This is a genomic window from Enterobacter sp. J49 (assembly GCF_002148625.1).
Lineage (GTDB): Bacteria > Pseudomonadota > Gammaproteobacteria > Enterobacterales > Enterobacteriaceae > Enterobacter > Enterobacter ludwigii.
In genome coordinates this window covers 1069166-1094085 of sequence record NZ_MWPY01000037.1, presented here as the reverse complement: position 1 = coordinate 1094085, position 24920 = coordinate 1069166, and the positions used below count along the sequence as shown (strand labels likewise).

20 protein-coding genes and 1 pseudogene are annotated in these 24920 nt (G+C 56.4%); 8 read left to right on the top strand and 13 right to left on the bottom strand.

What is annotated here, in order from left to right:
- Positions 1–3 precede the first annotated feature (3 nt).
- The 4 genes from BJP35_RS23560 to narI are packed head-to-tail and all read left to right on the top strand — an operon-like array spanning position 4 to position 6657.
- Positions 4–3744, top strand: a complete 3741-nt coding sequence (locus tag BJP35_RS23560; protein ID WP_047744703.1) for a nitrate reductase subunit alpha — start codon at positions 4–6, stop codon at positions 3742–3744.
- A complete protein-coding gene (gene narH / locus BJP35_RS23555; protein ID WP_020884050.1) occupies positions 3741–5285 on the top strand; it encodes a nitrate reductase subunit beta in 1545 nt (514 codons plus the stop codon). Before BJP35_RS23560 ends, narH begins: the two co-directional genes overlap by 4 nt.
- Entirely contained in the window at positions 5285–5980 is a 696-nt protein-coding gene (narW, locus tag BJP35_RS23550; RefSeq protein WP_025204126.1) for a nitrate reductase molybdenum cofactor assembly chaperone, read from the top strand. The genes narH and narW overlap by 1 nt, the downstream gene beginning before the upstream one ends.
- Positions 5977–6657, top strand: coding sequence for a respiratory nitrate reductase subunit gamma (gene narI / locus BJP35_RS23545; RefSeq protein WP_014170231.1), 681 nt, complete (start codon positions 5977–5979; stop codon positions 6655–6657). The genes narW and narI overlap by 4 nt, the downstream gene beginning before the upstream one ends.
- 42 nt (positions 6658–6699) lie before the next feature.
- Here narI and nhoA read toward each other — a convergent pair whose 3' ends face one another.
- Positions 6700–7545, bottom strand: coding sequence for an N-hydroxyarylamine O-acetyltransferase (nhoA, locus tag BJP35_RS23540; RefSeq protein ID WP_020884048.1), 846 nt, complete (start codon positions 7543–7545; stop codon positions 6700–6702).
- A 143-nt stretch (positions 7546–7688) separates the two neighbouring features.
- On the opposite strand from nhoA, the gene BJP35_RS23535 reads away from it, so the two are divergent.
- Positions 7689–8264 (top strand): flavin reductase family protein, encoded by a 576-nt coding sequence (locus BJP35_RS23535; RefSeq protein WP_086463584.1) that lies wholly within the window; start codon positions 7689–7691, stop codon positions 8262–8264.
- 41 nt (positions 8265–8305) lie between these two features.
- On the opposite strand, the gene fusA is transcribed toward BJP35_RS23535, so the two are convergent.
- Complete coding sequence (fusA, locus tag BJP35_RS23530; RefSeq protein ID WP_020884046.1) at positions 8306–10405, bottom strand: elongation factor G; 2100 nt, start codon at positions 10403–10405, stop codon at positions 8306–8308.
- A gap of 160 nt (positions 10406–10565) precedes the next feature.
- Between fusA and BJP35_RS23525 the strand changes: the two genes are divergently transcribed.
- On the top strand, positions 10566–10865 hold the full coding sequence (locus BJP35_RS23525; RefSeq protein ID WP_014170235.1) for a helix-turn-helix transcriptional regulator: 300 nt from the start codon (positions 10566–10568) through the stop codon (positions 10863–10865).
- Positions 10866–10908: 43 nt separating this feature from the next.
- On the opposite strand, the gene pptA is transcribed toward BJP35_RS23525, so the two are convergent.
- From pptA to BJP35_RS23470, 10 genes and pseudogenes are all read right to left on the bottom strand, one after another.
- A complete protein-coding gene (gene pptA, locus BJP35_RS23520; RefSeq protein ID WP_020884045.1) occupies positions 10909–11139 on the bottom strand; it encodes a tautomerase PptA in 231 nt (76 codons plus the stop codon).
- Positions 11140–11176: 37 nt separating this feature from the next.
- Positions 11177–11794, bottom strand: coding sequence for a glutathione S-transferase family protein (locus BJP35_RS23515; protein WP_014170237.1), 618 nt, complete (start codon positions 11792–11794; stop codon positions 11177–11179).
- Positions 11795–11834: 40 nt separating this feature from the next.
- Complete coding sequence (locus BJP35_RS23510) at positions 11835–12722, bottom strand: transporter substrate-binding domain-containing protein (RefSeq protein WP_020884043.1); 888 nt, start codon at positions 12720–12722, stop codon at positions 11835–11837.
- A gap of 9 nt (positions 12723–12731) precedes the next feature.
- Positions 12732–13505 carry an amino acid ABC transporter ATP-binding protein gene (locus tag BJP35_RS23505; protein ID WP_014170239.1) on the bottom strand — a complete coding sequence of 258 codons (774 nt, stop codon included), beginning with the start codon at positions 13503–13505 and terminating at the stop codon, positions 12732–12734.
- Positions 13489–14415, bottom strand: a complete 927-nt coding sequence (locus BJP35_RS23500) for an amino acid ABC transporter permease (protein WP_047744704.1) — start codon at positions 14413–14415, stop codon at positions 13489–13491. The genes BJP35_RS23505 and BJP35_RS23500 overlap by 17 nt, the downstream gene beginning before the upstream one ends.
- Positions 14416–14424: 9 nt before the next feature.
- The gene (locus tag BJP35_RS23495; protein WP_020884041.1) at positions 14425–14934 is read right to left on the bottom strand and encodes a GNAT family N-acetyltransferase; all 510 of its coding nucleotides are present in this window, start codon (positions 14932–14934) and stop codon (positions 14425–14427) included.
- 9 nt (positions 14935–14943) lie between these two features.
- A pseudogene (locus BJP35_RS24760) lies at positions 14944–17207 on the bottom strand (NtaA/DmoA family FMN-dependent monooxygenase).
- A 16-nt stretch (positions 17208–17223) separates the two neighbouring features.
- Positions 17224–18345, bottom strand: coding sequence for an amidohydrolase (locus BJP35_RS23480; RefSeq protein ID WP_047744707.1), 1122 nt, complete (start codon positions 18343–18345; stop codon positions 17224–17226).
- Positions 18324–19343: an LLM class flavin-dependent oxidoreductase gene (locus BJP35_RS23475; RefSeq protein WP_047744708.1), complete on the bottom strand. Its 1020-nt coding sequence runs from the start codon at positions 19341–19343 to the stop codon at positions 18324–18326. The genes BJP35_RS23480 and BJP35_RS23475 overlap by 22 nt, the downstream gene beginning before the upstream one ends.
- 110 nt (positions 19344–19453) lie before the next feature.
- Positions 19454–19993, bottom strand: coding sequence for an AAA family ATPase (locus BJP35_RS23470; protein ID WP_025204120.1), 540 nt, complete (start codon positions 19991–19993; stop codon positions 19454–19456).
- Between the two features lie 342 nt (positions 19994–20335).
- Between BJP35_RS23470 and BJP35_RS23465 the strand changes: the two genes are divergently transcribed.
- Both BJP35_RS23465 and ansP read left to right on the top strand, forming a co-directional pair.
- Entirely contained in the window at positions 20336–21871 is a 1536-nt protein-coding gene (locus tag BJP35_RS23465; protein WP_047744709.1) for a PAS domain-containing methyl-accepting chemotaxis protein, read from the top strand.
- Between the two features lie 347 nt (positions 21872–22218).
- Positions 22219–23715, top strand: a complete 1497-nt coding sequence (ansP, locus tag BJP35_RS23460; protein ID WP_020884034.1) for an L-asparagine permease — start codon at positions 22219–22221, stop codon at positions 23713–23715.
- A gap of 71 nt (positions 23716–23786) precedes the next feature.
- Here ansP and BJP35_RS23455 read toward each other — a convergent pair whose 3' ends face one another.
- Positions 23787–24848 carry a YncE family protein gene (locus BJP35_RS23455; protein WP_047744710.1) on the bottom strand — a complete coding sequence of 354 codons (1062 nt, stop codon included), beginning with the start codon at positions 24846–24848 and terminating at the stop codon, positions 23787–23789.
- Between the last annotated feature and the right edge of the window lie 72 nt (positions 24849–24920).

The following is a 24920-nucleotide window of genomic DNA, read 5'->3' as shown; positions in this document are numbered from 1 at the left end:
GTCATGAGTAAACTGTTGGATCGCTTTCGCTATTTCAAACAAAAAGGCGACAGCTTCGCCAATGGACACGGGCAGGTGTACAACACCAACCGTGACTGGGAGGACAGCTACCGACAGCGATGGCAGTTCGACAAGATTGTGCGGTCCACCCATGGCGTGAACTGCACGGGCTCCTGTAGCTGGAAAATCTACGTCAAAAACGGCCTGGTTACCTGGGAAACCCAGCAGACCGACTACCCGCGTACCCGCCCCGACCTGCCTAACCACGAGCCGCGCGGCTGCCCGCGCGGTGCAAGTTATTCCTGGTACCTTTACAGCGCCAACCGGCTGAAATACCCGCTGGTGCGCCGCACGCTGATCGAACTGTGGCGTGACGCGCTGGCGCAACACAGCGATCCGGTGCTGGCCTGGGATGCCATTCAGAACGATCCGCAGAAGAGCCGGAGCTACAAGCAGGCACGCGGACACGGCGGATTTATCCGCTCCAGCTGGAAAGAGCTAAACCAGCTGATTGCTGCCGCCAACGTCTGGACCATTAAACATTACGGCCCCGATCGCGTGGCCGGTTTTTCACCGATTCCGGCGATGTCGATGGTCTCGTATGCCGCCGGGACGCGTTATCTCTCTCTGCTGGGCGGCACCTGTCTCAGCTTTTATGACTGGTATTGTGATTTGCCGCCCGCCTCGCCCATGACGTGGGGCGAGCAGACCGACGTGCCGGAATCCGCAGACTGGTATAACTCCAGCTATATCATTGCCTGGGGGTCTAACGTTCCGCAGACGCGTACGCCAGATGCCCACTTCTTTACCGAGGTCCGCTACAAAGGCACCAAAACCGTGGCCATCACCCCGGACTTCTCCGAGGTCGCCAAACTGAGCGATCAGTGGCTGGCACCCAAGCAAGGCACCGACAGCGCGCTGGCGATGGCCATGGGCCACGTGATCCTTAAAGAGTTCCATCTCGACAACCCCAGCGAGTACTTCCTCAACTACTGCCGCCGCTACACCGACATGCCGATGCTGGTGCTGCTGGATGAACAGGCCGATGGCCGCGTGGTGCCGGGGCGGATGCTTCGGGCCTCTGATCTCACGGACGGGCTGGGTGAAGCCAATAATGCTGAGTGGAAAACCGTCGCCTTTGATATCGCCGGCGATCTGGTGGTGCCGAACGGGTCCATTGGTTTCCGCTGGGGCGAAAAAGGCAAATGGAACCTGGCGCCGCTGGCGGCAGATCATGAAACTGAGCTCACCCTCTCGCTGCTGATTACCCACGACAGCGTGGCAGAGGTGGCATTCCCCTATTTTGGCGGCAATGAAAATCCACACTTCCGTAGCGTCAAGCAGGAGCCGGTCCTGACGCGCCGTGTACCGAGTAAAACCCTGACGCTGGCCGATGGTAGCCAGAAACGGGTGGTCAGCGTTTACGATCTGATTCTCGCTAACTACGGCCTCGATCGTGGTCTGGAAGACAGCAACGCGGCGGGCAGCTATGACCAGATCAAAGCTTACACTCCCGCCTGGGGCGAGCAGATCACCGGCGTCCCTGCTTACCTGATAGAGAAAATTGCCCGTGAGTTTGCCGACACGGCGCACAAAACGCACGGCCGGTCGATGATTATCCTCGGTGCCGGGGTGAACCACTGGTACCACATGGACATGAACTACCGCGGGATGATCAACATGCTGGTGTTCTGCGGCTGCGTGGGTCAAAGCGGCGGCGGCTGGTCACACTATGTGGGTCAGGAGAAGTTGCGTCCGCAAACCGGCTGGCTGCCGCTGGCGTTTGCGCTGGACTGGAACCGTCCCCCGCGCCAGATGAACAGTACGTCGTACTTCTACAACCACGCCTGCCAGTGGCGTTATGAGAAACTGACCGCGCAGGAGTTACTCTCTCCGCTGGCGGACGCGACAAAATTCACCGGTCACCTGATCGATTTTAACGTCCGGGCAGAGCGTATGGGCTGGCTGCCCTCGGCACCGCAGCTAAACCTCAATCCGTTGCACATCAAAGCCCGGGCCGACGCTGCCGGCATGACCCCGCAGGAGTACACCGTGCAGGCATTAAAATCGGGCGATATACGTTTCGCCTGCGAACAGCCTGACAACGGTAAAAACCACCCGCGCAATCTGTTTGTCTGGCGGTCTAACCTGCTCGGCTCTTCGGGGAAAGGTCACGAGTACATGCTCAAATACCTGCTCGGTACCGAAAGCGGCATCCAGGGCGAAGATTTAGGGTCGACGGATGACGTTAAGCCCGAAGAGGTCGAGTGGCAAACTCGGGCCATCGAGGGCAAGCTTGACCTGCTGGTGACGCTCGATTTCCGCATGTCCAGCACCTGCCTGTTCTCCGATATCGTGCTGCCCACCGCGACATGGTATGAAAAGGACGACATGAATACGTCGGATATGCATCCGTTTATTCATCCGCTTTCAGCTGCCGTCGACCCGGCCTGGGAATCCCGCAGCGACTGGGAGATCTACAAAGGTATTGCCAGTGTTTTCTCAGAGGTGTGCATCGGCCATCTTGGCACCGAAACGGACGTGGTACTGCAGCCGCTGCAGCACGACTCCCCGGGGGAACTGTCACAGCCGTTTGATATTCAGGACTGGCGCAAAGGCGAATGCGATCTCATTCCGGGTAAAACGGCGCCGACGATTGCGGTGGTCGAACGGCATTATCCGGAAACCTACGAGCGCTTTACTTCACTCGGCCCGCTGATGGACAAACTCGGCAACGGCGGAAAAGGTATTTCATGGAATACCCAGAGCGAGGTCGATTTCCTTGGCAAGCTGAACTACGTCAAGCTCGATGGCCCGGCAAAAGGACGCCCGCGTATTGAAACGGCGATTGACGCCTCTGAAGTGATTCTCGCCCTCGCCCCTGAAACGAATGGCCAGGTGGCAGTGCGAGCCTGGCAAGCGCTGGGCGAACTGACCGGTCGCGATCACACCCATCTGGCGCTGAACAAAGAAGATGAGAAAATCCGCTTCCGCGATATTCAGGCCCAGCCGCGGAAAATTATCTCCAGCCCCACCTGGTCGGGCCTTGAGAGTGAGCATGTCTCCTATAACGCCGGTTATACCAACGTTCACGAGCTTATTCCCTGGCGCACCCTTTCCGGTCGTCAGCAGCTGTATCAGGACCATCCGTGGATGCGCGCGTTCGGGGAAAGTCTGGTGGCCTATCGCCCACCGATTGATACCCGAAGCGTTAGCCATATGCGCGAAATCCCGCCGAACGGCTTTCCTGAGAAGGCGCTGAACTTCCTGACGCCACACCAGAAATGGGGCATTCACTCGACCTACAGTGAAAACCTGCTGATGCAAACGCTGTCACGCGGGGGGCCTATCGTCTGGATCAGCGAAACCGATGCCAGAGAGTTAGGCATTGAAGACAACGACTGGATCGAAGCCTTCAACGCCAACGGGGCCCTGACCGCCCGGGCAGTGGTGAGCCAGCGCGTCCCGCCGGGCATGACCATGATGTACCACGCGCAGGAACGTATCCTGAATATTCCGGGTTCAGAAGTCACCGGCCGTCGCGGCGGGATCCATAACTCGGTGACGCGCGTCTGTCCCAAACCGACACACATGATTGGCGGCTACGCCCAGCTGGCGTACAGCTTCAACTATTACGGCACCGTCGGCTCTAACCGCGACGAGTTCATCATGATCCGCAAAATGAAAAACATTAACTGGCTGGATGGCGAAGGTCGGGATCAGGTACAGGAGGCGAAAAAATGAAAATACGCTCACAGGTTGGAATGGTGCTGAATCTCGACAAATGCATTGGCTGTCACACCTGCTCGGTCACCTGTAAAAACGTCTGGACCGGGCGTGAAGGTATGGAATATGCGTGGTTCAACAACGTTGAAACCAAACCGGGGATTGGCTACCCGAAAAACTGGGAAGATCAGGAGGAGTGGCAAGGCGGCTGGGTACGCGGGATCACCGGCAAGCTGACGCCGCGTCTCGGCGGGCGCGTGGGCGTGCTGTCAAAAATCTTTGCCAACCCGTCCCTGCCCGGCATTGATGATTACTACGAGCCCTTCACGTTTGATTACCAGGATCTGCACCGTGCACCACAAGGCGATCACCTCCCGACGGCCCGCCCGCGCTCGCTGATTAGCGGCAAACGGATGGACAAAATTGTTGGCGGCCCGAACTGGGAAGAACTGCTTGGCGGCGAGTTCGAAAAACGCGCCCGCGACCGCAACTTCGACAAGATCCAGAAGGAGATGTACGGCCAGTTTGAAAACACCTTCATGATGTACCTGCCGCGCCTGTGTGAACACTGCCTGAACCCGAGCTGCGTGGCCACCTGCCCGAGCGGTGCCATCTATAAGCGTGAAGAAGACGGCATTGTGCTGATTGACCAGGACAAATGCCGTGGCTGGCGCATGTGCATCAGCGGTTGCCCGTACAAGAAAATCTACTTCAACTGGAAAAGCGGAAAGTCGGAGAAATGCATCTTCTGCTACCCGCGCATTGAGTCCGGCCAGCCAACCGTCTGTTCTGAGACCTGCGTCGGGCGTATTCGCTATCTGGGCGTGCTGCTGTATGACGCGGATCGCATTGAAGAAGCGGCCAGCACCGAACATGAAACCGACCTCTATGAACGCCAGTGTGACGTATTCCTTGATCCACATGACCCGGCGGTCATTGAAGAAGCCTTCAAGCAAGGTATTCCGCAGAACGTGATTGACGCCGCCCAGCGTTCCCCGGTTTACAAGATGGCGATGGACTGGAAGCTGGCCCTGCCGCTGCATCCGGAATACCGCACCCTGCCGATGGTCTGGTACGTTCCGCCGCTGTCACCGATCCAGTCTTACGCAGACGCGGGCGGCCTGCCGCTCAACGACGGCGTGTTACCGGCGGTCGAAAGCCTGCGCATACCGGTGCAGTATCTGGCCAACATGCTCAGTGCGGGCGATCCTGCTCCGGTGCTGCGCGCCCTCAAACGCATGATGGCAATGCGTCATTACAAACGCTCTCAGACCGTTGAAGGCGTGACCGATACGCGCGCCATCGAAGAGGTGGGCCTTAGCGTCGAGCAGGTTGAAGAGATGTACCGCTATCTGGCGATTGCCAACTACGAAGATCGTTTCGTGATCCCCACCAGCCACCGCGAAATGGCGCGCGACGCCTTCCCGGAACGCAACGGCTGCGGCTTCTCCTTTGGCGACGGGTGCCACGGTTCCGACACCAAATTCAACCTCTTTAACAGCAGCCGCATTGATGCCATCAATATCACCGAAGTGCGCGACCACGGGGAGGGAGAGTGATGCAGATCCTCAAAATCATCGCCCTGCTGATTGAGTATCCCGATGAAACATTATGGGAAAATCGCGAGGAAGCACTTTCCCTGATAGAACAGGATCTCCCTGCGTTACTGCCCTTTGCCCGCCAGCATCTGGATGCCGCACTGCTGGATAAGCAGGCCGAATGGTGCGAGGTGTTTGAGCGGGGTCGTGCGACCTCGCTGCTGCTGTTTGAGCACGTTCATGCTGAATCCCGCGATCGCGGCCAGGCGATGGTCGACCTGATGAGCCAGTACGAAAAAGCCGGCCTGCAGCTGGACTGTCGCGAGCTGCCGGACTATCTGCCGCTCTACCTGGAGTATCTCAGCCTCGTCACCGACGACGAGGCCCGCGAAGGGCTACACAACGTTGCGCCGATCCTGGCGCTGATTGGCGGTCGCCTGAAGCAGCGCGGCGTGGCGCATTATCAGCTGTTTGATGCGCTCCTGACGCTCGCAGGCACGCGTCTGACCAGCGACAGCGTGGCGAAACAGGTTTCCACCGAGAAACGGGATGATACCCGCCAGGCGCTGGACGCCGTCTGGGAAGAGGAACAGGTCAAGTTTATCGAGGACAACGCCACATCGTGTGATACCTCACCGATGCAGCAATATCAACGACGCTTTAGCCAGGACGTTGCCCCGCAGTATGTCGACGTCAGTGCGGGAGGCCCAAAATGATCCAGTTTCTGAACGTCTTTTTCTACGATATTTACCCCTACCTGTGTGGCACGGTTTTTCTGGTGGGAAGCTGGCTGCGTTACGATTACGGGCAGTATACCTGGCGCGCCTCCTCCAGCCAGATGCTGGATAAGCGCGGCATGGTGCTGTGGTCAAATCTGTTCCATATCGGGATCCTGGGGATCTTCTTCGGACATCTATTCGGGATGCTGACGCCGCACTGGGTTTATTCGTGGTTTCTGCCGATGTCGCAGAAACAGCTGATGGCGATGATTCTGGGCGGCGTTTGCGGCGTGCTCACGCTGGTGGGCGGTGCGGGATTATTGATTCGCCGGCTGACGAACCCGCGTATCCGGGCGACCTCCTCCACGGCAGATATCCTGATCCTCTGCATTTTACTGGTGCAGTGTATTCTTGGGCTCACCACCATACCGTTCTCCGCGAAATATCCCGACGGCAGCGAGATGCTCAAGCTGGTGGACTGGGCGCAGTCGGTAGTGACCTTCCGCGGTGGCTCGTCCGAACATCTGGCGGGCGTGGCGTTTATCTTCCGTGTTCATCTGGTGCTGGGCATGACCATTTTCCTGATCTTCCCCTTCACCCGACTGGTACACGTCTGGAGCGCGCCGGTGGAGTATTTAACACGCAGGTATCAGGTGGTGAGATCGCGCCGCTGAGTGTTACCGGGTGGCGCTACTCCTGAGCGCAGCGCCACCGTTCTATTTCCCGGCCTGAGGATGTGTATCAAACCCGGCCATCACCGCCGTCAGCGCGTCCAGCGAAAACCCGTGTTTGGGATCGTCTACGCCCAGTCCAAACCGTGACTGCATCACCTGATACAGCGCGTTCGCGTCGGGAAGATGGACCTGCTCTTCCGCATGCCCCTTCTGCCAGTGGGTAAAGTTAAAGTTGGTCAGGGTCAGCTTTCCGCCGTCAGGCAGATGGCGACACATCAACAGATGGTGACGAAAATGGGATTGCGGCCAGTGCGCCGACCAGAAGTTGCCCATCACGTAATCGCTGAAATACTGTGTTGTCAGATCAAAATGGTACATCGACTGCCAGTGATCGTGGTGGCTGAACTGCAGGATCCAGTCGTTGCCCTCGCTCAGCAAACGGTACAGCCCGTGGGGTGTCTCCTGCTCCTCGTTGGCGAGCAAACGAATCGGCGCCGTCAGCGTCTGTCCGCCAAAACCGACGTCGGCAATCCAGCGCTCGCCGTTGAGTTCAACCAGCAGCAGACGATGCGTACGCGGCGGCATCTGTGGCGGACTGGCTAAGACCACGCGGCCCAGCACGCTGCGAACCGTAAAGCCCACTTCACGCAAAACGCGTTCGAACAGGCCGTTCTGCTCAAAGCAATAGCCTCCACGACGCGCCGTCACCAGTTTGTCGACCAGGCACTGATCTTCCAGATGGATTTCGCGCGGCATCACGACGTCAATATTCTCGAAAGGGATCGCGCAGTTGTGGTGTAGATGCAGCGCCCGCAGGGTGTCGATGTCAACCTGAACAGGCTGTTGCCAACCCGTACGGGCAAAATAAGCACTCAGAAATGGGGACATGATTCGCTTCCATGATGTGATGTTCCCTGTTTATAAACTATTTTCCGGCCTCCATATGCGCAAAAGTGCTTTTTGCGGGTGCATCTTGATTTCGGCTACCCATCAGACGTTTAATGCCAGCATACCTGCTGAGAGGAATGTTCATGAGCGCGTTTCGTCCCGTTGAATTAAAGCATGCCAGCCGTCTGCTGAACCATGGCCCTACGGTGCTGATTACCAGCCGCGATGAGTCTATCGACCGTCGTAACGTCATGGCTGCGGCCTGGTCGATGCCGGTGGAGTTTGAGCCACCGCGTATCGCAATTGTGGTGGACAAAAGCACCTGGTCGCGCGAACTGATTGAGCGCAGCGGAAAGTTCGGCATCGTCATCCCCGGCGTGGCAGCGGCTAACTGGGCTTACGCCGTCGGCAGCGTGAGCGGGCGCGACGAAGACAAGTTCAACTGCTACGGGATCCCGGTTGTACAAGGTCCGGTACTCGGCCTGCCGGTGATTGAAGAGAAATGTCTGGCGTGGATGGAGTGTCGTTTACTCCCGGTTACCGCAGCCGCAGAAAAATACGATACGCTGTTTGGTGAGGTTGTTTCGGCAGCCGCAGATGAACGCGCGTTTGTCGCCGGACGCTGGCAGTTTGACGGCGATAAGCTGAACACCCTGCATCATCTGGGGGCCGGGACGTTTGTGACCAGTGGGAAAATGGTAAAGGCGATGGAAAAATAGCCTATAAAAAAGCCCTCTCCGCGAGGGAAAGGGCTTTTAAATTACTTCGCGCGCCGTGCAATAATTTCATCCGCAACATTACGCGGTGCTTCCGCGAAATGATGGAATTCCATCGTGTAGGTCGCGCGGCCTTGCGACATCGAACGCAGCGTCGTGGCATAGCCAAACATCTCCGCCAGCGGCACATCCGCGCGAATAATCTGACTACCGTACTGCTCTTCCATTCCCTGCACCATGCCGCGGCGGGAAGAGAGATCGCCCATGATGTTGCCGGCGTACTCTTCCGGTGTTTCCACCTCGACATGCATGACCGGTTCAAGAATCACCGGGTCCGCTTTACGAGCGCCCTCTTTAAAGCCGAGGATCGCCGCCATGCGGAACGCCATTTCAGAGGAGTCGACCTCGTGATAGGAGCCAAACGTCAGGGTCGCTTTCACATCGACAACCGGATACCCCGCCAGGACACCGCTGTTCATGGCTTCGCGCAGGCCTTTCTCCACAGACGGAATATACTCGCGCGGGACAACGCCGCCCTTGGTGGCATCTTCAAATACAAAACCACTGCCGGGCTCTAACGGCGCCAGACTGAGCACCACATGGCCGTACTGCCCTTTACCGCCGGACTGTCGGACAAATTTCCCTTCGATATCCTTCACCGCTTTACGCAGGGTTTCACGGTACGTGACCTGTGGGCGACCAATGTTCGCCTCAACGCCGAACTCACGCCGCATGCGGTCAACGATAATCTCAAGATGTAACTCACCCATCCCGGAGATAATTGTCTGGCCGGACTCTTCATCGGTGTGCAGACGAAACGAAGGGTCTTCCGCTGCCAGGCGCTGCAATGCAATGCCCATTTTCTCCTGATCGCCTTTGGTTTTCGGCTCTATCGCAAGCGAGATAACCGGGTCCGGAAACTCCATCCGTTCCAGCGTGATGACGGCATTCGGGTCGGTGAGCGTGTCACCGGTTGTCACATCTTTCAACCCAACGCAGGCCGCGATATCGCCCGCGCGCAGCTCATCCACTTCGTGGCGATCGTTAGCATGCATCAGCACGATGCGCCCAATGCGCTCTTTCTTCCCTTTCACCGGGTTGTACACCGCGTCGCCTTTGCGCAGCACGCCAGAGTAAACGCGGATAAAGGTCAGCTGTCCGACGTACGGGTCGCTCATCAGTTTAAAGGCCAATGCGGAGAACGGCTCGTTGTCGTCTGGATGACGCTCGGCATGCTGCCCATTCTCATCCACACCATCAATGGCGGGCACGTCCAGAGGCGACGGCATCAGTTCAATGACCGCATCGAGCATGCGTTGCACGCCTTTATTTTTAAACGCACTGCCGCACAGCATCGGCTGGATTTCACCGGAGATGGTCCGCATACGCAGCCCCCTGATGATTTCCGCTTCCTCTAAATCACCCGTTTCCAGGTATTTATCCATCAGCTCATCGCTGGCTTCCGCCGCCGCAGAGACCATTTTTTCCCGCCATTCCTGCGCTGTACTCACTACGTCATCCGGCACAGGAGCATAGGTAAACACCATGCCCTGGGTAGCATCGTCCCACAAAATGGTACGCATTTTGATGAGATCCACCACGCCGGTGAAGTGTTCTTCTGCCCCCACCGGAATAACAATCGGGACCGGATTCGCTTTCAGACGCTCCTGCATCATTCGCACGACGCGGAAGAAGTCCGCACCCGGGCGGTCCATTTTATTGACGAAGGCCAGCCGCGGGACATGATATTTGTTCGCCTGACGCCAGACGGTTTCCGACTGCGGCTGCACGCCACCGACGGAGTCATACACCATGACAGCGCCGTCGAGAACACGCATGGAACGTTCCACCTCAATGGTGAAATCCACGTGGCCCGGGGTGTCGATAATGTTGATCCGGTGCGGTTCAAAGCCCCGGTCCATACCTGGCCAGAAACAGCTGACTGCCGCAGAGGTAATGGTTATCCCGCGCTCTTGCTCCTGTGCCATCCAGTCGGTAGTTGCCGCGCCATCGTGTACTTCACCCAGTTTGTGGCTCATACCGGTATAAAACAGGATGCGCTCGGTGGTGGTCGTTTTACCGGCATCGATATGCGCGGAGATACCGATGTTGCGATAACGTTCGAGAGGGATGGGTCGGGGCATAATATTTCCTTAGTCATTAAGACTGCGTTGTGACGACCGGGATGGTCGCGTGTTCGTTCGTTTGCTATAATAGTCCTATTGTACGAGTATTATCGAACTATTTTTTTACGGTTGACCTATTGTTGATATAGCTCAATCTGACACCAGACGCAGGAAAACGATGATCCCGAACCACCCTGAAACTGAACAAATACTGCTGGAAAATGTGCTTTTTGCCCTCGGTAACCCGCTACGGCTGTCGATTATCCGCAGGCTGGCCGATGGCAGCGAACTGAGCTGTAACGCACTGCGCCCGGACGAGGTGGTGAAATCGACGATGACCCATCACTGGCGCGTCTTGCGCGACAGCGGCGTGATTTGGCAGCGCCCGCAGGGACGAGAAAATATGATTTCACTGCGCAGGGACGATCTTGATGCCCGCTTTCCGGGGCTGATGGCAATATTGCTGCAGACGAAGTAACGCGTGTGTCGTGTCGGGCGACTCCGCGCCGCCCGACCCTCTCTCACATTGAATAGCCGGGTTTCTTAATTAAGTGATCCAGGTTGGGTTCAATTTCGGTATCCCAGACCTGCGCTTTCCAGTCGGCTTCCTGCACTTCGTTCAGGGCGACCGAAATAGAGCGATCTTTACTGTTCAGATGACGGGTAATCACCTCGGCAATATCCGCCGCCAGCGCGGTTTTTTGGTCGTCGTTCAAATCACGGGGAAAACATTTGATATCTACGTGTGGCATATGCAGGCTTCCAGTTATGAATGTGAGTTCCACGTTATCAGATTATCTCGTTTGCCTTTAACACCTTGTGCAGTTCCGGCAGCTGGCACACGGTATCCGCAATCGCCGTTATCTTCGGCGTATTCGCCGCAAACCATGCATGGCGAGGCCCCCAGGTGCGTGCAACCGTGATGTAGACGTCAAGCAGTGTCAGCCGTTCCCCGAGCGCAAAAGGGGTGGCACTGAGCTGGCTGTCAAACCACAGATAGAGTGATTTTCGGTATTCAATACAGCTGTTTTTCAACTGCTCTGGCGCATCCGGCACCCAGCGTTCGGGGTAGTCGGCGTAGGTAAAGGTGGGATAAACGTTCGCAACAAACCAGATGAGCAACCGCTGAAACTGCTGCCGCTCAGCCTGCCCGACGGCAGGTGCAAGATCGGGACATCTGTCCAGCACCATCAGGGCAATCGCCGCCGTTTCGGTCATGATCGCCCCGTTTTCCAGTTCCAGCGTGGGTACCTGACACAGCGGATTGCGTGCTTTCAGCAACTCACGCTGCGGGCCGGGCTGGTCGAACCCGTCCACGTTGATAAATTGATAAGGGATGTCTGCCAGAGTCAGCATCACTTCACTGATTGCCGATCCCCAGCCGGGTACACCATAGAGTTTAATCATGTTGCCCCCTCCGGGATGAAAACCCTAAGTGTAGACATGACTAATAGGTTATCCCAGGCGGGTTCACGTCGGATTGCGTCACCGCTTCGCCCTCTTCTCCCCAGCGTGCCAGCACCCGCTGGTACTCTCCACGCGTAATAGCGCCCTCCAGCGCAGCCTGCAAAGCATAAACCAGCCCATTGCCTTTTTTGGTCGTCGTGGCGACATAGGCTCTCTTCGGCCCGAGACCCACTACGCGCGTTTTGCCGGTCAACGCCGCTTTATAGGCGGATACGGATTGAGGTCCGAAGAACACATCCGCCCTGCCGGACTGAATATAGAGGTTGCCGGAAGCATCATCGGTCAGATAGACCGGCAGCGCAGGCGCACGACCGGCTTTTTTGTTCTCTTCATTCCAGCCCAGCAGAATGCGCTCCTGATTGGTCCCGGAACCGACAATCACCTTTTTGCCTGCCAGATCTTTTGCGCTGTTAATCGCCTGGACCGCGCTGGTGGATTTCACAGAAAACGCCAGTGAGTCGACGCGATAGGTCGCAAAATCAAATTTCTCTTTTCGCTGTTCGGTCACCGCAATATTCACCAGCGCCACGTCATAGCGTCCGGAGCTGATCCCCAGCGGCCAGTCTTCCCAGGCCGTGGGAACCAGCTTCAGCTTTAACCCCAGACTGCCCGCCAGCAAGCGGGCAATATCCGGATCGCTGCCAATCCGCGTCCGGTTATCGCTGGCAAGCAGCGCCAGCGGTGGAGAGTTGAGCGCTGAGATCGCTACCGTGAGCGTGCCCGGCTCAACAAATTTATAGTTCGCGGGGATCTTCGCGACGGCCTGCCGATCTACCGTCACCGGAAGCGGCTGCTCGTTGGCGTGTAAATCGATACCCGCATGGCTCGCGGTCGTAAAAGCCAGACCGGCCAGAAAAGCATATTTCATCTGCGCTCCTTACAGCACTTTTGACAGGAACTGGCGCGTTCGCGGGTGCGACGGACGGGTTAATACGTCGTCACTGCTACCCTGCTCCACAATTTTGCCGTCGACCATAAAGACCACTTGATCCGCCACTTCCCGGGCAAAGCCGATCTCGTGGGTGACCACCACCAGCGTGGTACCCGAGCGGGCGAGCTTTTTAATCACATCCAGCACTTCGCCAACCAGTTCCGGGTCGAGCGCTGAAGTGGGCTCATCAAACAGCATTACCCGGGGACGTAACGCCAGCGCGCGGGCAATGGCAATACGCTGCTGTTGGCCACCGGAGAGATGGCGCGACCAGGCGTCGGCTTTATCGCGCAGCCCGACCACATCCAGCAGGCTGTATGCCCTTTCAACGGCTTCTTTCTTACTCAGTTTTTTATGGGCGATGGGCGCTTCAATCAGGTTTTCCAGCACCGTGAGATGCGGAAAAAGATTAAAGTTCTGGAAGACATAGCCCACATTGACGCGCTGTTTGAGGATCTCTTTCTCTTTCAGCTCGTAGAGTTTGTCACCCTGACGGCGGTAACCGATGTAGTCACCGTCAATCTGGATAAACCCTTCGTCGACGCGTTCCAGATGGTTAATGGTGCGCAGAAGCGTCGATTTACCCGATCCGGAAGGCCCGAGGATGACCGTTACCGATCCGGGCGGGATCTCCAGCGAGACGTTATCAAGCGCTTTATGGCGGCCAAAAAACTTACTGACGCCGGTAATCGAAATATGCCCTTCAGGAGAGGTTTGCATGGATGGGCTCCTGTACTGATGCGGTGGATACGGAACGGACGCGACTGGCTACCCGGTTTTGATTAACGGCTGAACGACGTTCGCTGCGGGCAAGCCCGCGCTCCACAACATGCTGAATGGCAGACAACACGGTGGTAATCACCAGATACCAGACCGCACCGACCATCAGCAGCGGGATCACCTCCTGCGTGCGGTTATAGATCATCTGAATGGTATAGAAGAGTTCCGGCATCGCCAGGACATACACCATCGCCGTGCCTTTCGCGAGACTGATAATTTCATTAAATCCGGACGGCAGAATCGTGCGCAGCGCCTGCGGCAAAATGATACGCACCGTGCGACGCCAGGCTGGCAGACCGAGTGCCGCCGCCGCTTCATACTGACCATGATCCACCCCCAGAAAACCGCCGCGAATGATCTCGGCGGTATACGCGCTCTGAACCAGCGTCAGTCCCACCACGGCGGTGGAAAACTGTCCCAGCACGTTGATGGTTTCGAAGCGACCCCAGGTAATGGCGGTGAAGGGTACGCCGAGCGAGAGCGTGTCGTAGAGATAGGAAAAGTTATAGAGAATGATCAGAACCACAATCAGCGGCAACGAACGAAACAGCCAGATATACCCCCAGGCCAGGCTGCTCAGCAGCCAGGATGAAGAGAGCCTCGCCAGCGCCAGCAGGCCGCCGATGACCACGCTCAGCGCAGTGCCGATCAGGGTCAACAGCAATGTCTGCCCTACGCCTTCAAGGATAACCGGGTCAAAGAACCAGCGGGCAAAAACAGACCACTCCCAGCGCGGGTTAAAGGCCACGGACTGAATGACCACCGCAAGCACAAACAGCGCCACCACGGCACCGACAGTCCGCAGCGGATAACGCGCCGGGACCACCTTAATGGTTTCAACGTTGCTCATTGTCATTCCTCATGCTGTTTTGCTGAACGCTTCACTGATTAGCGTTTTGGTGAAACGCAGCCGGCCATCAAACGGCGGCTGGCTGTACTCTTCCGGATCGCGGTTCAGATCGAACTGCGGCTGATAGCCCTGGCTGATATAGAGCCTGACCGCTTCCGGCTGACGAAAACCGGTGGTGAGGTAGATCTGGCTGTAACCGGCCTGTACCGCCCGGCGCTCCAGCTCCTGGACGACGCGGGCCGCCAGCCCCTGTTGACGCAGCGCCTTGTGCGTCCAGATTCGTTTGATTTCAGCGGTGCGTTCATCAAACGGTTTATACGCGCCGGTGGCGATGATGTCGCCGTCACGCTCAAGGACAATAAACAGCCCCTGCGGGGCCAGGTACCACTCCGTGAGCTCCACTTCCGCGTCTTTAGAGAAGTAGTCGCCATAGCGGGCGGCATATTCACCGAATAATCCGTCGATAATGGGCTGAAGATCGGCGTCTTCCGGTGACACGTCCCGAAATTGCTCGCGCATAGCGCCTCCTTAGTCACCCAGTCCAGCCGGGTTCACTTCTGATTGAGGGATACGTTCTACCCCTTCCCCCCAGCGGTTCAGCACTTTGTCGTAATCGCCGTTTTTGATGACCCCGTTAAGTGCGGTCTGTACCGGCTCGACCAGGCCGCTGCCTTTTTTCAGCGTCACCGCAATGTGCGCCGCCTTCGGCCAGCCGCCGTCGACAATCCCAACCCGTTTCGTTTTCCCGGTCAGCGCCGCTTTCCATGCGCCAGTCACGTTCGGGCCAAAGAACGCATCTGCGCGGCCTGACTGGAGAGACAGGGTTTGTGATGCATCGTCTTTGGTGTAGATCGGGGTAAACGGCTTCAGGCCTTTCTTCACGTTCTGCGCATTCCACGCCAGCAGGATAGCCTCCTGGTTAGTTCCGGAACCTACGATGATGCGCAGCCCGGCGATGTCCTCCGCCTTCTGCAGCGAGGTAATCGGACTGGTCGATTTCACATAGAAACCGAGGGAATCTTTACGGTAAGTGGCAAAATCAAACTTCTCTTTGCGCTCTCTGGTCACGGTGATGTTGCTGATCGCCGCATCGTATTTCCCGGAGACGACGCCGAGAGGCCAGTCCTCCCAGGAGGTTGGCACCACGTTCAGCTCCAGCCCAAGGCTGTCGGCCACCAGACGGGCAACGTCCACCTCGCTTCCGAGCAGCGTTTTATTGTCGTCGGAAAAAACGGTCAGCGGCGGTGAGTTAAGCGCGGCAACCGCCACGGTGAATTTGCCCGGCACGGCGAAGCGATAATCTTTCGGCAGTTGCGCGATGGCGTCGCTGTTTTTGGCGGTGTTGACGGGCGTTTTGTTGGCTTCCAGGCTCACGCCAGTACCGTTAATGTTCACATTCTCTGCCCAGACGGCAGGGGAAAAGGCCAGCGCAAGCGCCAGAATAAGCGATGATTTCTGCATAGCGAGGTTCTCTATTATTGTTGTGTGAACTGGTTTTGCGGTTCGTCTAAACCCAGACTGTCGCGCAGCGTAGTGCCGGGATAGTCGGTGCGGAATAACCCGCGGGCCTGTAACACCGGGACAACCTGGTCAACAAAACGCGGGAACGTGTCCGGCGTTCCACCCTGAATAATGAAGCCGTCCGCGGCGAATGCCTCAAACCAGCCCTGCAGACCGTCTGCCACCTGCTCCGGCGTACCGGAAAAGCGCGGGCGCGGGGATGCCGCTTCGAGTGCAACCTGACGCAGGGTTAAGTTGCGTTCGCGAGCATTACGCTTAATTTCATCGGTCGTGCTGCGAAAACTGTTTTTACCCAGTTCACCGATGTCCGGGAACGGCTCGTCAAGCGGGTACTGGCTGAAATCGTGATGTTCAAAATAACGGCCGAGGTAATTCAGGGCATCGTTAATCGACACCAGAGCCGCGGTTGTCTGATACTGGTTCTCCACGTCCTCCGCGTCCTTGCCAACAATCACGCTGACACCCTGAAAAATATGTAAGTCCGATGCCCTGCGGCCATTGGATTCAAGCTGGTGTTTCACGTCACGATAAAACGCTTTGGCTTCCTCTAACGTTTCATGATGGGTAAAAATGGCGTCAGCATGTTTCGCAGCCAGTTTTTTTCCGTCATCCGATGCACCCGCCTGAAAGACAATCGGGCGTCCCTGCGGCGTGCGGCCAATATTGAGCGGACCGGCCACCTGGAAGAAATCGCCGTGGTGATCAAGCGTATGCAGTTTTGCCGGGTCAAAGAACTGGCCGCTCTCTTTGTTGCGCACAAAGGCATCCCCCTCCCAGGAATCCCAGAGTCCTTTCACCACGTCGAGGTATTCATCCGCTATCCGGTAGCGCAGCGCATGTTCAGGGTGTTTCTCGCGCGAGAAGTTTTTCGCCGATCCCTCGAGCGGTGAGGTCACCACGTTCCAGCCTGCGCGTCCGTTGCTCAAATGATCCAGGCTGGCAAACTGGCGCGCCACGGTAAACGGTTCGCTGTAGGAGGTCGATAAGGTACCGACCAGACCGAGGCGCGAGGTCAGACTTGCCAGTGCGGACAAGACCGTCAAAGGCTCAAACCGGTTTAAGAAATGCGGGATGGATTTCTTGTTAATATAGAGGCCGTCGGCGACGAATAAAAAATCAAGCTTCCCCTCTTCGGCTTTTAACGCCGTGGCTTTTACAAAATCAAAATTAATGCTGGCATCGGCGACTGCCGCCGGATGACGCCAGGCAGACATGTTCCCGGAAGCACCATGCAAAATGGTTCCCAGCCGCAATTGTCGGGTTGCAGACATATTCACCTCTTCAGAATTAAACGTGTTGCAGGGCTTTTTCCGCAAGCTGTGCAAAATAGCGGGCAGCGGGCTCAATTAATGCTTCATCCGGGTTGAAGGCCGGGTGATGTAAACCGAACGGACTGGCGCTGCCGATGCTGACAAACGCCCCGGGGACCTGCTGCAGATACACCGCGAAATCTTCCCCGCCCATATGCAGCTCGGCGTGCTGCGTTTCATACCCAGATTCTCTGGCGACGGCGGTGGCAAATTCGGCCCAGTGCGCGTCATTGACCAGCGCGGTAGGCCCGGCGTACCAGGTGATGTCGATCTGCGCGCTAAACGCGCTGGCAAACCCGGCGGCAATTTCGCCGACGCGTGCTTTCACATTCTGCTGCACTTCCACGCGGTGGGTGCGAAGCGTGCCTTCCAGCTCAACGCTTTCCGGCAGGACGTTCCAGGTATTGCCCCCGGTAATGCGCGTGACGCTCAGCACCACGGAATCAAGCGTGTTGACGTTGCGGCTGGCAACGCTCTGCAACGCCGTTACCAGCTGGCTCGCCAGCACGATGGCGTCGTTACCTTCATGCGGACGTGCAGCATGCGCGCCTTTACCGGTAATTCGGATAACAAACCGGTCGACGTTGGCGTAGAACGGTCCACCGCGGGTGGCAAATTCCCCGACCGGCAGCCCCGGCTCGTTATGCATCCCGAAAATGGCACTGACATCACGTAAGGCACCGGCCCGCACCATACTTTTCGCGCCGCCAAAGTTCTCTTCAGCCGGCTGAAAAAGGATCCGCACACGCCCGTTTAAAGACGCTTCACGCTCTTTAAGTTTTAACGCCGCCCCGAGGATCACACTGGTATGAATATCGTGTCCGCAGGCATGCATCACACCCGCACGCTGTGAACTAAACGGCACGCCGCTGCGCTCTTCAATGGGCAAGGCATCAATATCGGCCCGCAGCGCAATCAGCTTTTTCCCCGTGCCGATTTCGGCCACCACGCCGGTCTGAAGCGCATAAGGCAGCGGCGTAATACCAGCCTTCGTCAGCCACTGACGCAGGCGAGCGGTCGTTTCGACCTCCTGGCCGGACAGCTCCGGGTTCTGGTGCAGCTCCCGGCGCCAGGCAATTAGTTGTTCGTCAAAACGCATACGGCGACCTCCTTGTTAAGCTTCGCCTGCGCCAGCAGACGCAGGGACTGTATTCGCGTTACGCCATCCGCAACGGGGGTATCAATAATGAATTCATCAATGCCCCATTTTTCGTGCAGGGCGTTCAACTGTTCCAGCACCGATTCAGCTGTTCCCGCCAGCAGCGACTGTGCCCGACGGGCAATGCGCACCGGCTCGCTGCCCGCCTGTCGGGCAAAGGCATAGGCCTGCTCTTCGCTGGCCACGGTGACGCGCTGCCCATTTGCCAGTTCGACGCCCCAGACTTCAACCTGTTGTGCCAGTGCCTCCGCCTCAGCCTGCGACTGGGCGACGATGACCTGCACCGCCACAATCGCATCCCGAGCGCTGTGGTTACGCCAGGTGGTGATGACTTCACGCAGCAGCGCCGGATCCCCATTCAGGTGAGCAGCAAAGACAAAATACCAGTCAAGTTTCGCGGCCAGCAGCGCGCTTTCGGTACTGGCCCCCAGCAGGAACCCCTGCGCCGGAACCGGCGGCAGCGGCGTCGCGCGAACGGCCTCGTCCACGGACTGATTTTCCGGCTGGATCCAGTGATGAAGCTGTGTCAGCTGTTCGGCAAAACTGCCTTTTTGCTGTTGATCGAGGCCCTGCTGCAGCGCCCGGGTGGAGAGCGGCAGGCCGCCTGGGGCTTTCCCAACGCCCAGATCCACGCGTCCGGGAGCAAGCGCGGCCAGGAGGTTGAAATTTTCTGCGACTTTGTAAGGGCTGTAGTGCTGGAGCATGACGCCACCAGAGCCCACGCGGATACGCCGGGTTTGCCCGAGGATCCAGGCGATTAACAGTTCGGGTGAAGGGCTGGCCAGCTGGGGCGTGTTGTGGTGTTCGGCAATCCAGAAACGGTGATAGCCCAGATTTTCTGCCTGCTGTGCCAGCGCCAGGGTTCGCGCCAGTGCATCGGCAGCCGTTTCGTTTTCAGCGATGGGGCTTTTATCCAGAATACTGATTCGCCAGGACATGTTGCGTTCTCGTTTGACTTAACATGTCGTCATTATTAAAGGCGTATTTCACCTCTGAGAAACAATTAATTTACATTTGGTTTGCCGGAAATCAGATATATAAATCCATGCTACGCGTGTGACTTAAGCGATGAAATGAGGTTTTCCACCTCACTGCGGCGGGTAATGCGGACAAAATGAATATGGGCGTATTGCGGGTCTACCATATCGCGTGCATAACGTGCGCGGTTGCTGCGCCAGGTTTTGATTGTCCAGATAATAATGGACTCACGGCTCAAGAATGAGCGACGAAAACTCTCACAGTTTCCCGTACCGGGCCACAGTTCCTGTTTGTGCCAGGCGCGCGTGAACGCTCGGGTGACAGCCTGATACAAAGTTCGGGCGAACCCATAATCCACCCACACCACCCGATCCACGTCTCGCCATTTCACAGGGCGCGTACGGTTATAGTTGCCATCAAGCACCCACTCCGCTGACGCCTTTAGCGTCGTCTCCAGTTTTTCCAGCAAGATAGCGTCCGGGGTGCCCTGCCAGTCTGGACACCAGTAAAGTCGGTCCATTTCGATGTAAGGAATATCCAGTTCTGCGGCGATACGCTTCGCCAGGGTGCTTTTTCCACTCCCGCTGGTGCCAATCACATTCACTTTCATCCTGTTGCCCCCTGTTGAAGAAAAACCCTTAAAGCATAGCGTTTTCATCTTGTTAACGAAACGCTATTTCGGCGGGTCAGTTTACGTCGAAGAGTGATCTCCCGCTTTTAATTTGCCTTATGGCATTTATTTGCAGGGTGCTACAAAAACGCACCGATAAATATTTTCATTTTTATTACATCGGTCGCATTTTAAAAATAAAAAATACTAAATACAGGGTATTCCGGAACGCATAACTTTCGTAGAGAATATGCCGACAGTAAAAATAAAAACAAACCTTACAAACTTGCCTGAATGTTTAACGGGCTCTTTTTTTATTGATATATGACCATGGGGTTACTGATGCGGAATAACACTCCCGTTACACAAAACGAGTATTTACTTAACGAAGGTTCGACGCTTATGTCGACCACCAATACGCACAGCCATATTACCTATGCGAACTCTGCCTTTATTGACGCCAGCGGCTATAAAGAAGAGAGTCTTCTCGGTGAGCCGCATAATCTTATTCGCCATCCCGACATGCCTGCCGAGGCGTTTGGCGACATGTGGTTTACCCTGCAACAGGGTGAGACCTGGACGGGGCTGGTCAAGAACCGCCGCCAGAACGGCGATCACTACTGGGTGCGCGCAAACGTCACCCCGGTTTATCAGAATGAAACGTTAACCGGCTATATTTCTGTGCGAAATATTCCTTCGCGTGAAGAGATTGCTGTCAGTGAAAAACGGTATGAGAAAGTGCGCAATAATGAATTAAAACATCACCGCTTTTATAAAGGCCTGTTTGTTCGCCACGGTCTGTTCTCTTTTACGTCGCTGTTTAAACGCCTCAGCACCAGTAAAAGGATCCATCTTGGTATTGCGATAACCGCCCTGCTCGCCTGTCTGCAGCTGTTTATATTTGCCGATCGTATTGTTGAGACTGTAGGTCTGGCTCTGCTATTTATTGCCCTGGCCGTTTATCTTCATGCGCAAATTGCGAAGCCGGTTAAATCCATTGTCCAGCAAATGCAGCGGGTGGTTTCAGGACGTAAAGCGGACTATTACCATTTTGACCGCGTCGATGAAATCGGCCTGATGATGCGCATGGTGAATCAGTCGGGTCTGAACCTCCATTCGCTGGTGGACGATGTCGGTGCGCAAATCAGCGGTATAAGTACAATCAGCCAGCAGGTGGCGAAAGAAGGTATGGCATTACAAACGCGTACCGAAGAAACCGCAGACTTTCTGCAGCAAACGGCCTCAGCCGTGGAAGAAATTGCCAGCGCGGTTCAGCAGACGGCTGTAACGGCGAAAGACGCGATCCTGATGGCAGATCGCACCCGCACCAGCGCTCACCGGGGTGAAGCAATGATGAAAGAGACTATCGGCATGATGCAGTCCGTGTCGCAGGATAACAGCCAGATCGTCGACATCATCAGCGTCATCGATCGTATCGCCTTCCAGACCAATATTCTGGCGCTGAACGCGGCCGTTGAAGCGGCGCGTGCGGGTGATGCCGGGCGCGGTTTTGCAGTCGTGGCGGCCGAAGTGCGCAACCTTGCCCAGCACTCTGCCACGGCGGCCAAAGAGATCAAAACGCTTATAGAGAAAAACGTTTCCAGCGTGAACGCCGGCGTGGAGAAGGTCGAGCAAACTGAATCGCAGCTCACGGTGATGATTGGCAATGTCATGGAGATGTCTTCTCTGATTAAGGAGATAGGCCACGCCACGCAGGAGCAAACGCAGGCGCTGACCCTGATTAACGCGTCCATCTCCCGCATCGGTACAATGACCCAAAACAATACCGGTATGGTGGATAACGTGACGGACGCCGCACACCATCTGACGCAGCGCACGACCCGCCTGCAACAGGCGATTGCCGTTTTTGGCGGTTGAGCAAAGGCGCCGTTATGCGCTGGTTGCTTTGCGCAATCATTAAGCGAAACTGATGATTAAAGCACCACTTCATTAATGGATTTGTCTAAAAACTCACCGCTATTCAGCGTGTTGTGATCCCCGTCTGCTCTGACCACACGATTTCCTTCGACGTGCATCACTTTCGGCACGGTTATATTTTGCGTCGCTTATGAATTGCAGGTAGGATGCCTCGCCATGTTTCGCCTTATCCATACGCAGAATGACTGGGAAGGCAACATGTGTTTGCGCAGAAGCAATCGTTTGTATTGCACTCTGCCAGGCAGGACTATCACGATAATGGTTCAGACAGGCAAACAGGTAACTCAATGAAAACAAGCAATAAAAGCGCAGCCGATCATCACGCTGCTAAACGTCGCTGGTTAAACTCCCATGAAGAGGGCTACCACAAAGCGATGGGCAACCGTCAGGTTCAAATGATCGCCATCGGCGGCGCTATCGGAACGGGTCTGTTTTTAGGTGCTGGCGCTCGTCTGCAGATGGCTGGCCCGGCTCTCGCCCTGGTCTATCTGGTGTGCGGGATCTTCTCTTTCTTCATTCTTCGTGCATTGGGCGAACTGGTACTGCATCGCCCTTCCAGCGGCAGTTTTGTCTCTTACGCCCGTGAATTCCTCGGTGAAAAAGCGGCCTACGTTGCTGGATGGATGTACTTCGTCAACTGGGCAATGACCGGTATTGTCGATATCACCGCCGTCGCGCTTTACATGCACTACTGGGGCGCGTTTGGTGATGTGCCACAATGGGTGTTTGCGCTGGGCGCACTGGCCATTGTCGGCACCATGAACATGATCGGCGTGAAGTGGTTCGCGGAGATGGAGTTCTGGTTCGCGCTGGTAAAAGTGCTGGCCATCGTGGTGTTCCTGGTCGTGGGTACGGTGTTCCTCGGAAGCGGTAAACCGCTTGATGGCAATGCCACCGGTTTCCACCTGATCACCGATAACGGCGGTTTCTTCCCGCATGGCCTGCTGCCTGCGCTGGTGCTGGTTCAGGGTGTGGTGTTCGCCTTCGCGTCCATTGAGCTGGTCGGCACCGCGGCGGGTGAATGTAAAGACCCACAGACCATGGTCCCTAAAGCCATTAACAGCGTTATCTGGCGTATCGGTCTCTTTTATGTTGGTTCCGTGGTGCTGCTGGTTCTGCTGCTGCCGTGGAACGCCTATCAGGCGGGTCAAAGCCCGTTTGTGACCTTCTTCTCTAAACTGGGCGTGCCTTATGTTGGCAGCATCATGAATATCGTGGTGCTGACGGCAGCACTCTCCAGTCTGAACTCGGGTCTTTACTCCACCGGTCGTATCCTGCGCTCCATGTCGATGGGCGGTTCGGCGCCGAAATTCATGTCGAAGATGAGCCGTCAGCATGTGCCTTACGCGGGCATTCTGGCGACGCTGGTGGTATATGTCTTCGGCGTGTTCCTGAACTACCTGGTACCGTCTCAGGTATTCGAAATCGTGCTGAACGTTGCCGCGCTTGGCATCATCGCCTCCTGGGCCTTTATCGTGGTCTGCCAGATGCGTCTGCGCAAAGCGATCAAAGAAGGCAAAGCCGCTGAAGTCAGCTTTAAGCTGCCGGGCGCACCGGTGACCTCCTGGCTCACCCTGCTGTTCCTGTTCAGCGTGCTGGTGCTGATGGCGTTTGATTACCCGAACGGTACCTACACAATTGCCACCATTCCTCTGCTGGCCGTATTGCTGATTGCCGGCTGGTTTGGCGTGCGTAAACGCGTACAAGAAATTCACAGCACGGCGCCGGTTCATCCTGATGATGCCAAACACGACGCCCCGCTGGTTGAAGAGACGTCGCGTTAATATCGACCTGCTGGTTAACACAAAGGGAAGGCATTGCGCCTTCCCTTTTTCTTTGTGTTGAGGAGCGAAACTTAGAGCGTGATACGAATCACGTCATCAGGCTGGGTGGCTTCCTGCTGACGGGTCGATTTTTGTTTTACCGTCACATACAGGGTTTTGCCATCCGCTGAGAGCGCCAGACTGTTCGGGTAGACCGGGGTGTCGAAGGTTTTGGTAACGTTGTAGGTTTTCGCGTCGATTACGCTCACCTTACCCGCTTCACGGTGCGTCACATACGCTTCGTTGCGCGCCGGGTTAAACAGAACGGCCAGCGATTCAGGCACGGCAATTTTCTTGATGACGCTGCCGTCCTTCAGATTCACCACCAGCACTTCCGGCTGCTTTGAGTCGGTTAAGAACGCACGCTGTCCGGCGGTATCCAGGCTCAGATTCAGGTAGAAGTGCTCCTTACCGTCGTCCTGCACTTTTTTACGGCTGAGGATTTTGTGGGTTGCCGTATCAATCGTCACCAGTTCGCCATCAGCATTGGTGGTGTAAAGACGTTTTGCCTTCGCATCCAGCGCCAGGCCGGTGCTGAATTTACCGGTACTGCCGATGGTCTCTTTCAGCTTCAGCGTTGCACCATCCACCACCCAAATCGCGCTCTCCTGGCCTACGCCGGTGATGTAAACCGTGTTTGTGATGTCATCGGCCACCAGCTGGCGCGGCTGCAGCGGTTTGACGGTTTCACTGCGCTGACGGTTATCCAGCACCAGTCGCCCTTTCACCTCACCCGTTTTGGCATCAATCGCGGTTACCGCGCCGTTGATGGTGTTACCAAACCACAGCGTCTGGGTGGCATTATCAAGGGTGGCACCGAAGGGTTTGAGATCGTTATGAATGACCTGCGTCACGTCCAGCGTGACCGGGTCAAGGCGATAGACAATCCCGCCTTTGTCCGTTTTGCGGCTCTGCGATGTCGCGACCCACAGCGCATTCTCCTGCTGGCTCACGGCCATTTCATATGCGCCTTTCCCTACCGCTTTGCGCAACATCTCTTCGGCAGCATGAACCTGGAAGGTTCCGGCAAACAGTAACGCCCCTGACAGCAGAGACATACTCAGGCGCGGCGAGCACAGATGACGTAAAGACATAACAATTCCTTTTTTGAACACAGGGTTTACTGCTGACATCACTTCCGGCAGGCAACGTCATGGCATTGCCTT